This window comes from Paraburkholderia elongata, assembly GCF_013177735.1.
Classification (GTDB): domain Bacteria; phylum Pseudomonadota; class Gammaproteobacteria; order Burkholderiales; family Burkholderiaceae; genus Paraburkholderia; species Paraburkholderia elongata.
Genome location: NZ_WOEZ01000083.1, coordinates 1 through 11487, shown reverse-complemented (window position 1 = coordinate 11487; position 11487 = coordinate 1). Strand labels below are relative to the sequence as shown.

Genomic DNA, 11487 nt, shown 5'->3' with positions numbered 1-11487 from the left:
CTTGGCGCACTCCCGCGCACGACCTGGGCGCGGTCACGCGGTGACGCGGACACCGATCTGAAGCACGAGATGGTCGATCTGTTTCCGCGCCTGAACAGCCGGCCCATCAACCGGACCGTACACTCTCGGGGGGCAAGCAGCAGAAGCCGGCGATGACGCGTGATTTTGCTGAACCGGATTTCGCGCTACTCGACGAACCGTCGATGGGACTCGTGCCGACTCTCTTCAAAAAGGCTTTTCACATCATTGCGAATCTCAAAAGCCAAGGTGGCAGGAAATCGCTGCTCAAGAAATTCGGCATTGCCGTGCTCAATGCGCCCGATTACGGTTGTGCGCTCGAGAACAGCATGATCGCCGAGTATCGCCGGGCGGGCGAGTTGCGCACTGGTCCGTCGGTGACGGTGGCTTTTCTGGACACGCGTCATTGCAGGTTTGTAGGCCAGACGCTAATCCGCCACCCGAAACACCGCGACTGCATCGCGCAAGGCAACCGCGTGCTCTTCCAGCGATTTGGCCGCCGCCGCAGCCTCTTCGACGAGCGCGGCATTGTGCTGTGTGACTTCGTCGATCTGTGAGACCGCCTTGTTGACCTGTTCGATCCCGTCGCTCTGTTCGAGCGCTGACGCCTCGATCTCATTCATGACGCCCGTGACGCGTTGAACCGCGTCCATGGCTTCGTGAATCGTCTTCTGTGCGTCGGACACGAGCGAGGCCCCCTGTTCCACCTTGGCGGCCGATTCGCCGATCAATTCCTTGATCTCCTTCGCCGCCGAGCCGGAACGCTGCGCAAGGCTGCGCACTTCCGATGCAACGACGGCAAAGCCGCGCCCCTGCTCTCCTGCGCGGGCTGCTTCAACTGCCGCGTTCAAGGCGAGGATATTGGTCTGAAACGCGATTCCCTCGATCATGCCGATGATCTCGGCTACCTTCTTCGATGATTCGGTGATCCCGTCCATCGTTTCCGTCACGCGCGATACCACCGCGCCACCACGCGTCACCGTATCCAACGCGCCCTGCGCCAGGCGGTTCGCCTGCTTCGCGTTGTCGGCGTTCTGTTTCACCGTCGCTGAGAGCTGTTCCATGCTCGCCGCGCTCTGTTGAAGTGCCGCCGCCTGCTGCTCGGTGCGCGACGACAGGTCGGCATTGCCCGCGGCAATCTCGTTCGCACCCTGGGTAATCGCCGTCGTACTGCCCCGCACCTTCGCCACCGTCTCCACCAGGCCATCGCGCATCTTCGTCAGCGCGGTGAGCAACTGGCCCATCTCGTTGCGCGATTTGCTCCTGATTGCGATCGTCAGATCGCCTGCGGCAATGCGCTCGAAGTGTTTGATGGTCGCATTGACCGGCTTGATCACCGCCGCCGACAAACCGATCCGCGCCATCCCCCCGATCACGATGGCAATCGCGCCGATCGCGGCGAACAGCAGCGTCGCCATCTGGAATCGCTGGGCTGCCGTCTCGGCCTGCTTGCGCTGGCTGTCCATCTGCAAGCGCTCGAGCGCATCGATGGCCTTCGAATAGGCCGCGTAAAAGGCGTTCGCCGTTTCGCCCTGGATGTTGCGGAAGGTGTTGAAGTCGAAGTCGGTGAGCGCCTTCAATTCAGGCTCGATCGCCTTGTCGACGAGCGCGCTGCGCGCCTGCTCGACGTTCTGCGCGAGCTTCTTCTCGTCCTCGCTCGCGAACGGGCCGGCCCTGTAACTGCCGAAGTCCTTGTTCGATTCGACCAGCACCTTGTGCGCGGCCGGCAACAAATCGTCAGTCTGCTTGCCGACGCTGAAAAGCGTCTGGTCGGAACCGAGCCTGAGCTGCACTTGCAGCAGCTTCTCCGAGCTCGCCTTCAGATGTGACAGCGCCACGGCGCTATGCTGCGTTTCGTCGAGGCTGCTATTCGCGAGCTTGAGCGCGCCATAGCCGACGCCGATCACAGTCAGCAGGAAAGCGACGAATACGCTGATAACTAGCGTCAGGCCGCCGCGAATGGTGATGTTGTTAAGCATTGGGTCTCCGGAACGTCCTATTGGTCGGCGGCGAACCCCACGATGCGTCAGCGACCGTTTTTTTCGCCGGCAACTTACACTTCGCCGCATTCAGGTTAACGGCCTTCCGGAGACCTCGTTAAATAGGTGGAATCCATGACAGGCATGGCTTTGCGGGCGAGTGAATCACCACGTTCGTAGAACGTGGTTTCGCATTAAGCCCCCCATAGGGGGGCACACCTATCGGCCCTTCTGAGAAGGTCCTCTACCGGGTTCCAACTGAAGTTGCTCTTGATGCATCTCTTCTTTCTCCTGGAACCGAACGTACTTTTGAATCATCTCGCTGTTCAGGCCAACCGAATCTACGCAGTAGCCCTTTGCCCAGAAATGATTCCCCCAATAAGGCTTCTTCTTCAAAAATGGAAAGGCGGTAAAAATTCGTATGGCGGTACGTCCTTTCAGGACGCCCATCAACCCGGATACCGACAGCTTCGGCGGAATGCTCGCCAAAAGATGCACATGGTCCGGCTGAACATTGAGTTCTACAACCTCGCAGCCCAGTTGCTGACTGAACACCATCACACATTTGTAGACCTCCTTGCCAACCGGACCTTGCAGCACACGGAACCGATACTTCGGCACCCACACAATGTGGTATTGACAATGCCATATGACATGCGATGCTCTCTTGAACCTGCTCATGCTTGCTTTCCTTTTTATGCGTTGTGGGGACAACACACAGAAAGGTACCTGCATGGGCAGGTGCTCTAACAGGCATAGCCAGTTAGGCGATGACCACGCCCATAGGGCGTGGATTTCGATTTGTCATTAAAGCTTCGCTATCTGGGATTTTTCGCAGGCGTGGCGCAAACGCTGCTTTTCAGGACGGCATGCGTTTCGTTTGTATAATTCGGCGTCTTCGCTCAGGCCCACTTTCATGCTTAGTTTTGCGCTCGGCTTCCTCGTTTCACTGCTGATCACGCTGTTGATCGTGCGCTATGCGCATCTGCATGAAAAATTCTCCACCGATTCCGATCTGGCCGGCGTGCAGAAATTCCATGTGCGCCCGGTGCCGCGCATCGGTGGCGCCGGGATTCTGGTCGGGCTGATCGTGTCTGCAGTGCAGTTGCATCATGCGTATCCGGCTGTGTCAGGCGGCATTCTTGGGTTGATCGCGTGCGGCATGCCGGCGTTCGGCTCAGGTTTAGTCGAGGATCTGACAAAGCGCGTATCGCCGCTCGCGCGGCTCGTCTGCACGATGGCGGCGGCCGCCCTCGCCTATTTCCTGCTGGATATCGCTGTCACGCGTATCAGCGTGCCGCCGCTCGACTTTCTGCTCTCGTATGCGGTGATCTCCTGCGCGGTCACGGTGCTGGCTGTCGCGGCGCTCGCCAATGCGATCAATATCATCGACGGCTTCAATGGTCTGGCGTCGATGGTCGCGTTCATGATGTTCGCGTCGCTCGCTTATGTGGCGTTCCAGGTGTCGGATCCGATCGTGCTGTCGGCGTCGTTCATGATGATGGGCGCGGTGCTGGGCTTCTTTATCTGGAATTTTCCGGCGGGGCTGATTTTCCTCGGCGACGGCGGAGCGTATTTCATCGGCTTCATGCTAGCCGAGCTGTCGATCATGCTGGTGATGCGCAATCGCGACGTGTCAGCGTGGTATCCGGTGCTGCTTTTTATGTATCCGATCTTCGAGACGTGCTTTTCGATCTACCGGAAGAAGTTCATTCGCGGGATGTCACCGGGGATTCCCGATGGGGTGCATCTGCATATGCTGGTTTATAAGCGGTTGATGCGCTGGGCGGTGGGGGCTAGAACGGCGCGGGAGTTGACGCGGCGGAATTCGCTGACGTCGCCGTATCTGTGGTTGCTGTGTCTGATTGCGGTTGTGCCGGCGACGTTGTTCTGGCGGCATACGCTGCATCTGTTTTGTTTTGTCGTCGTGTTCGCCGTTACTTATGTCTGGCTGTACGTGAGCATCGTGCGTTTCAAGTCGCCGAGATGGATGGTGGTGAGGAAGGGGAAGAGGTAATGAAAAAGGCGCATTAAGCGCCTTTTGTATGCCTGACAGCGACTGGAACCTCTATCGCGAATGCTAGGAAGCCCGCGTGACTGGTGTAACGTTGCCGACACTACGCAATGCCGGAGCAGTCGCTGGTTGATATTCCGGCACCCAGCGGCGCAGGTCGCGGCGGACTTCGTCGTCGCTCAACACGCGATGCTGCATAAGCCACGGCAACAACTTGTCCAACAGATCATCCGACACTTCGCGCGCGCGTGCAGTCCGCAACTTAGGATGCGGTGTACGTGTCGTCGTTTCATCGCAAGCCAGCAGTTCTTCGTAGAGCTTTTCGCCTGGCCGCAAACCAGTAAACACGATCCGGATCTGCTCCTCGCTAAAGCCGTACAAGCGAATCAAATCGCGAGCCAGGTCGACAATCTTCACCGGCTCGCCCATGTCGAGGATGAAGATCTCGCCGCCATGCCCCATGCTCGACGCTTGCAGCACGAGCTGCGACGCTTCCGGAATGGTCATGAAGAAGCGCGTGATCTCCGGGTGCGTGACCGTGACCGGGCCGCCCTTCGCAATCTGCTGCTGGAACTTCGGAATGACACTGCCGGCGCTACCGAGTACGTTGCCGAACCGAACTGTCTCGAACTGTGTACGCGAACTGGTCTGCTGCAAAGCCTGACACGCCATTTCCGCCAGTCGTTTGCTCGCACCCATGACGTTAGTCGGATTGACAGCCTTATCGGTCGAAATCAGCACGAAGTGCTTCACATCGTGACGAATCGCAGCGCGCCCCACTCGATAGGTGCCAAGCACGTTATTACGCACGGCCTGCCATGCGTTCTGCTCTTCCATTAGCGGGACGTGTTTATACGCGGCCGCATGAAATACGATGTGCGGCGTGTGACGCGACATCACCTGATCGAGCAGCAGCGAGTCCTTGGCATCGCCGATGACTGGAATCACCGATACGCCTGGAAAACGCTCGCTCAACTCTTCAGTAAGCCGATAGATCGCAAATTCGGACAAGTCATAAGCAATGAGTTGAGCCGGCTGAAAGCGCAAGATCTGACGGCACAATTCGGAACCGATAGACCCGCCTGCGCCGGTGACCATCACTATCCTGTCATGCAGCAGTTCTTCTACATGGGGCGTATCGATAGTGATCGGATCACGACCTAGCAAATCTTCGAGGTCGATCTGTCGCACGCGCGACAGAAACGCCTGGCCTTGCGTGACGTCGGTGAGCGCCGGCAGCACGAGCGCCCGTACGCCGGCGCGAACACATAGCGTCGCTACACGCCGCTGCACATCCACCGTGGCGGAAGGAATGGCAATGATTGCGTATTCGGTCTTCAGCGTCTCAGCCAATTGTGGCAATTCACTTATCGAACCGAGCACTTTGTAGCCATAGATCTCGCGTCCGTGCTTGGAAACATCGTCGTCGAGCAGGCCGACGAGACGCCATTCGCTCGAACGCGACAGCTCACGTGCGAGACTCGCGCCCGCGTTGCCCGCGCCGAGCACGACGACCGGCTTACCCTGTCCAACGAGCCCACCATACAGATAGAACTCTTTGGTCGCGCGATACAGCGCGCGTGATCCGCCCATTGCGAGAAACAGAAATAGCGGTGACACCACCAACACCGAGCGCGGCACGATCGGCATAGGCTGGACCAGCACCGAAGCAACCATGGCGACGAGCGCCCCGGCGATGACTGCTTTCGATATACGCACGAGATCCGGCAAGCTCGCAAAGACCCACATGCCACGGTACAGGCCGAAGATACGGAACATGACGCCGTACGTCGGCAGGACCCAGAGGAGCGAGTGCATCGCCCCGACCCGGAAGTCTTCCGGGACCAAGCCGTTGAAGCGGATGATGTACGCGATCAGCCAAGAGGCGGTGACCGCGCACAAATCGAAAAGGAAAGCGCTGAAAGACAGCCAGGTGGCCTTGTTTCTTAGCATCAGCGTTACCTCAGTTATCGGACAGTGTTGATTGGAAACGACGCCAGCGCAAATCGACCAAAGCGCCTGCTGCACAGAGGACGGCGATCCAAACGGCCAGCACGCACGATTGAAAAATCACAGAGCGGCCAAGTGCACAAATAGCAAGCATTATGCCAGCTACCATTAGTACATACCACGTCAAAGCTGTCTTGGCGTGTCCGATCCCGGAGCGCACCATACGTTGATAGTAGTGCTCGCGGTGCGCTTGCCAAAATCTTTCGCCGCGCAGCAGCCTGCGGGCAAGCGTAATCGAGGCGTCGGCGATGAACGGCGCGAAGAGAATGATCGGAAACCAGATCGGCCAAACCCCGCCGCGCCAGCCCCAATAGCCGAGTGCGCCGGCCAGGAAGCCCAGCGAGATCGAACCGGCGTCGCCCAGAAAAATACGTGCGGGGTGGAAATTAAACAACAGGAAGCCGAGCGCAGCGCCTGAAATCGCCGTTGCAGACCACGCCAGCTCCGGCAAAGGATGGTCGCTGAGCAGCGCACCCGCGGCATAACCGGCAAAGCCGAATAGCGCCATACCGCCCGCCAGACCGTCCGCGCCGTCCATAAAATTGTAAAGATTAACCAGCCAGATCATCAAAAACGCAAGAACCGCGAGAACCCACCAAGGCGCCGCTGCCGGGAACAGCGCGACAAACCCGACGACCGCCACCAGATGCGCGGCAAATCTCACACGCGCTGGTAACCCGCGCCGGTCGTCGATCTGTGAAACGGCTGCGAGCAGCGTCGTGGCCGCCGCCGCGCACCACAGGCTAGGCGCCAGCAGCAGCGTCGCCACTACCGCCACCGGCACGATTCCCCAGCCGCCAACGCGCGGCGTCGGCGTCACATGTAGCGAGCGGTCGTTCGGCATGTCCGTGGCGAGACGCCACGCGAGACCAGTTTTCAGCAAACCCCACAGAATGGCGGCGCAAGCGCATACGGCGCCGAGCGCGATCAGCGTAACGATCATCAAGGGTGGGAGTGTCCAAACTTGCGTCAGCATGCGCGACCTCAACGCGTCGATCGATACCAGCGGGCGGTCGCGGCCAACCCGTCATCGGTGGAATAAGGCGGCTGCCAGTCCAGCACGGTACGAATCCGTGTGGTGTCGACCTGCAACGCGCCCACCAGGCGGTCTACGTGTGACGAGCGCCCCGTCAGCCCGCCGACGAGGCGCAGCCAGCTCGCCGGCACCGGCAGCAGCCGCGCGGGCCTATGCAGATGACGGCCAAGCGAGCGCGCCAACTCGGCAACTGTCAGCGCATCGCCATCCGCGACATGAAAGCACTGACGCGCGGCGCGCGAGTCGGTTGCGCAACGCATCAGCGCGTCGGCCAGGTTGTCGACATACACGAGGCTGCGCCGCGCGCCGATAGCGGCCAGCGGCAACGGCACGCCCTTCCAGACTGCGTCCATCAGGCGTAGAAAATTAGCACGCACGTCCGGCCCGTAGACCAGCGGCGGCCGGACGATCACGACGTCGAGCCCCGTCGCCTCACTGTAGCGGACCAGCGCCTGCTCGGCTTCCCGCTTCGACCGGCCGTAGGCGTCTTCCGCATGTGCCGGGTCATCCTCGCGAAGCGGACGTCCGCCATCGGATTCGGCCACCGCCTTGATGCTGCTGACAAACACAAAGCGACGCACGCCGTTTTGCAGGGCCGCTGCCGCGAGTCGAAGCGTACCTTCGACGTTGGTCGCACGAAACGCGGTGTCGGGATCAGCGGCATCGTCGTGCATGATGTGAACGCGGGCCGCGAGATGCACAACACAGTCGGGCTTGAGCCCTTGAGGCCACGTGTCGGCCACGCCGGCGAAATCCTTGCCGTCATGAACCCACTCCTGTACGCCGTCCACGCAGCCGCGAGGCTGACGAACCAGCCCGGTCACCGTGTGACCTGCGTCAATCAGCGCGCGTCCGAGCGCCCGCCCGACAAATCCATTCGCACCGCTCACCAGAACGTGCGTCATAGCAACTTCCAACCGAAGCGGTTAAAGAACCTCACCGCCGACCCTGCGAACATTCGGAGATGCGCCGACCCTTTGCGCGCTGCCCCCCCACCGTGGTGCAGGACACGAACAATGGGAAGATAAGCAACGCGGGCCAGGTCGTGAGTGCGCAGACTCAGATCGTAGTCTTCGAAGTAGAGGAAATAGCGCGGGTCAAAACCCTCCAGCCGTTTCAGTACATTCGTTCGAAACAGCATGAAGCAGCCACTGACGATAGGGGGATCCCACACTACGTCGCGCTCGTTAATCACGTCGTGCATCTCGTAGCGCGCCAGGCGCCGCGCAAAAAAACTGCGTGCACCGGCGGGCAAGAACCCCCGGACGAATAGATCGAGCAGCGTCGGGAAGCGGCGGCAAAGATATTGAATGTGTCCTTTATCGTCGCAGATCTGGGGCGTCAGCAGCCCAACCTCCGGGTGTGCCTCGAAGAAGTCGACCGCCTTGATCAGCGCGTCGCGGTCAAGGTCGACATCGGGATTCAGCACCAGGTGATAGCGGCTGGCCGACCGCTCGATTGCCAGATTGTGCCCGCGTCCGTAGCCGACGTTGCCGTGCCCGGCGATGATCGTCGCTGGCATCTCATGAGCGCGAAGCCCGCTGAGCAACGTGCTGACGTCGGACAGGCCGCCGTTGTCGACCAGGTAAAGGTCGACCGGAAGATAAGGCCTCGCCACCATCAAAGCATCACGGGCGACCGCGAGACTATCCAGCGTTTGCGCGAGTTGTACCGGGTCCGGCCGATAGACAACCACCGACACGGAAAGACCCTCAATTTCGGAAATCAACGCGCTAGTATTCATGTGGATGAAGCGACGTGTCTTTGCGACGACACTTGTATTTTTGCGAAAGACCAACGTCAGAGAGGTGAGTCTGCTCAAAATGAGCGTACCCAGCAACCTGCTTTTCCTTTTGTTACTCTCAAAAACAACATGCGACCCTCCGTACCCGCCCGTATTTTTTGCGCCCTAAGAGCAGGCGAAGGTTCTCGCAGCGAGGATCCCGCCGAGTCAAAGGTCGGACGGCAGCTAGCTTGGCGGTCGGCGCTCCGTAACGGCGCGTGACGAGCGAGGCAGCCCTGCTAGACTGTTGGACCGTTAGGGCATGTGTGCTGATTGATTAGGGAGTGACGAAGCCGCTTGGCGCGTGTGATCCCGAGCCTGTCCCGCCACCCGTTTGTGCGGGCCATCCTCGAACCCGCGGCGGCGGCGCCATGATTATAAGTGATGATATGAGCAAAACTTGTCGGAAGGACCCTCCCTCATTGATTAAAAATCACGCGCAGGCTACGAAACGAAAATTCGTACGACATCAAGGTCTTTGACAAGCATTTGAAGGAAGGAGAAAGATTCCATATGAAAGAACGGGCTTTATTCCTTGACAGGGACGGAGTTGTCAATGTCGACTCCGGATACACGCATCGGCAGGATCAATTCGAGTTCATTCCGGGAATATTCGAACTGGTGACTGAGGCAACGCGTCGGGGATATAAAACGTTTATCGTAACGAACCAGGCAGGCATAGGCCGAGGCTATTACACCGAGGAGGACTTCTGGACTTTGATGAATTGGGTGACCCAAAAATTCGCCGATGCCGGTGGCTCGATAGAAAGAACCTATTTTTGTCCCCACCACCCGGAATATGGGATCGGCATTTACCGCCAAGAATGTGCGTGCCGCAAACCCGCGCCAGGCATGCTGCTGCAAGCTGAACGCGACTATGGAATAGACTTCGGCCAATCGGTCTTTCTTGGCGACAAAAAGACCGACATGGCCGCGGGCCGTGCGGTCGGAGTGGGTACATTACTTTACATGGGCGACGAACCGGACTATCAGCCGGCCATTAAAATGGCTTCTCCGCTTGACGCCATTCCATATCTTCGCTTGGTCGACCGATAGACAGGTTGCATCCTGGCCAAGCGCCGCCGCTCACCAATATCAAATTGTAAAGAAAATTTCTGCGAAGACCGCATCACCGCAATCAACGCTCAAGAGAATGGAAACCCGCACCTCGACCCGTCCCCTTCTTACTATCGCGATCCCTACATTTAACCGGGCCGCCTATCTCGAACTGTGCCTGCGCCAGTTCCTGCCTGACGTCGACCTGCTTGACGACGGTTCGGTGGAAATCCTCGTTTCCGACAACTGCTCCGCTGACCACACTGCGGCGACCGTAGAGGCACTTCGTGAACAGGGACTGAATATCCGGTCGATACGCAACGAACAAAATATCGGATCCGATGCCAATATCGCGCAATGCTTCAATACTGCACAGGGGCGCTACGTGCAGATTCTGGGCGACGACGATCTTTATCTTCCGGGAAAACTAAGGCATATCATTGGCCTGCTGCGAGAAAACGACTATGGCGTCATTTGTTTGAAGGCGTACGGATACGAGCACGATTTCGTCAAGGAACGGCCAGTCGGAACCAGCGGCAGACATGATTTCACCGACGTGTCGGATTTTCTGTATGAGGTAGGCCCACTCATCACGTTCATATCCGCCTGCATTATAAATAAGGACCTGCAACCCGAAATCGATGCGCGATTATTTTGCGGAAGCAATCTCGTCCAAGTGCACCTTGTGATATTACCGATTTTACGATCCGAACTTAATTCGCACGTCCTCGATTATGCCCTTGCGTGCAAGCGAGCCAACTCCGGCGGTTACGATTTTTCCGAGATTTTTGTCGAAAAATTTTTTGACATTCTGAAATCGTATGAAGCCGCGGGGTTGCAACCCCAGGCGATCAATCGCCTGAGTAATAAAATGTTGATCAGTTATTACCCGTTCAACTTGCTAAGGCAACGTCTAGCCAACCACGGGAGCCCGTCGGCCACGTTCAGGCGCTTCAAGGCACAGTTCGGCAATCGAGCGGCCTTTCTGTTTTTTTGCGCCCCGATCATTGTCTGGCCCAAACCGCTCGCGGTCCTATGGGGATGGGGCGCGGTTTTAGCAGGAAGGGTATGGAATGGGGAGTTGAGGCGGGGGTGGCACTTTGCGCTGCATCGCTTGTCTCTCCTGGTCAGCCGGCCGTAAGGGCAGCTCGGCCGAACCGCGAAACGGTGGCTAGGTGGCCGTCGGAGTTGAGGTAACGTCTGAGTGGGTGTTACGTCCCGGGCTATTTGAGATCTGGCGCCCCGCGCTATCCGGGATGAAACGATGACGGTTGTCTCGGGCTGTGATGGAAATGCACAGGGTCACGCAAAGCGCGAGACAAAGCTGGACGGGAAGCGGTGGTGAGGCGTGTGCGTGAGGCGTGAAGCGCGGCACCGATGCCGTTGAGGATCGGGTATGCGGCGGCGAAGTGAAGTCGAACGGCGCGGGGATGGGAGTGGAAATGCAAACGGGGCCTTGCGGCCCCTAGGAGACCGTCGGAGTTGAGGTGAAGCGTAATTCAAAACACTTCAAGGTCCGACTGAGTTCGCGCCGGTTTGCGGACTCACTTCGTCGTCGACACGCAATGAAAGCAATTTGAAGGCTGATTGG

General features: G+C 58.6%; 9 protein-coding genes. 3 read left to right on the top strand and 6 right to left on the bottom strand.

Annotation, left to right across the window (positions count from 1 at the left end; translation table 11 throughout):
• Positions 1-446 precede the first annotated feature (446 nt).
• Together GNZ13_RS16200 and tnpA are read right to left on the bottom strand one after the other, a co-directional pair.
• Positions 447-1997, bottom strand: a complete 1551-nt coding sequence (locus tag GNZ13_RS16200; RefSeq protein ID WP_172166105.1) for a methyl-accepting chemotaxis protein — start codon at positions 1995-1997, stop codon at positions 447-449.
• Positions 1998-2216: 219 nt separating this feature from the next.
• A complete protein-coding gene (tnpA, locus tag GNZ13_RS16195; RefSeq protein ID WP_172166103.1) occupies positions 2217-2678 on the bottom strand; it encodes an IS200/IS605 family transposase in 462 nt (153 codons plus the stop codon).
• 235 nt (positions 2679-2913) lie between these two features.
• Here tnpA and GNZ13_RS16190 point away from each other — a divergent pair, with 235 nt between their 5' ends.
• The gene (locus GNZ13_RS16190) at positions 2914-4014 is read left to right on the top strand and encodes an MraY family glycosyltransferase (protein ID WP_172166101.1); all 1101 of its coding nucleotides are present in this window, start codon (positions 2914-2916) and stop codon (positions 4012-4014) included.
• Between the two features lie 63 nt (positions 4015-4077).
• Here GNZ13_RS16190 and GNZ13_RS16185 read toward each other — a convergent pair whose 3' ends face one another.
• The 4 genes from GNZ13_RS16185 to GNZ13_RS16170 are packed head-to-tail and all read right to left on the bottom strand — an operon-like array spanning position 4078 to position 8801.
• Positions 4078-5964, bottom strand: coding sequence for a polysaccharide biosynthesis protein (locus GNZ13_RS16185; RefSeq protein WP_172166099.1), 1887 nt, complete (start codon positions 5962-5964; stop codon positions 4078-4080).
• A gap of 10 nt (positions 5965-5974) precedes the next feature.
• Entirely contained in the window at positions 5975-6997 is a 1023-nt protein-coding gene (locus tag GNZ13_RS16180) for an MraY family glycosyltransferase (RefSeq protein ID WP_172166097.1), read from the bottom strand.
• Positions 6998-7005: 8 nt separating this feature from the next.
• A complete protein-coding gene (locus GNZ13_RS16175) occupies positions 7006-7962 on the bottom strand; it encodes a UDP-glucose 4-epimerase family protein (RefSeq protein ID WP_172166095.1) in 957 nt (318 codons plus the stop codon).
• Positions 7959-8801 carry a glycosyltransferase family 2 protein gene (locus GNZ13_RS16170; RefSeq protein WP_172166107.1) on the bottom strand — a complete coding sequence of 281 codons (843 nt, stop codon included), beginning with the start codon at positions 8799-8801 and terminating at the stop codon, positions 7959-7961. The genes GNZ13_RS16175 and GNZ13_RS16170 overlap by 4 nt, the downstream gene beginning before the upstream one ends.
• A gap of 471 nt (positions 8802-9272) precedes the next feature.
• Between GNZ13_RS16170 and GNZ13_RS16165 the strand changes: the two genes are divergently transcribed.
• Positions 9273-9896 (top strand): D-glycero-alpha-D-manno-heptose-1,7-bisphosphate 7-phosphatase, encoded by a 624-nt coding sequence (locus GNZ13_RS16165; protein WP_328807235.1) that lies wholly within the window; start codon positions 9273-9275, stop codon positions 9894-9896.
• 97 nt (positions 9897-9993) lie between these two features.
• A complete protein-coding gene (locus tag GNZ13_RS16160; RefSeq protein WP_172166091.1) occupies positions 9994-11037 on the top strand; it encodes a glycosyltransferase family 2 protein in 1044 nt (347 codons plus the stop codon).
• Positions 11038-11487: the final 450 nt, after the last annotated feature.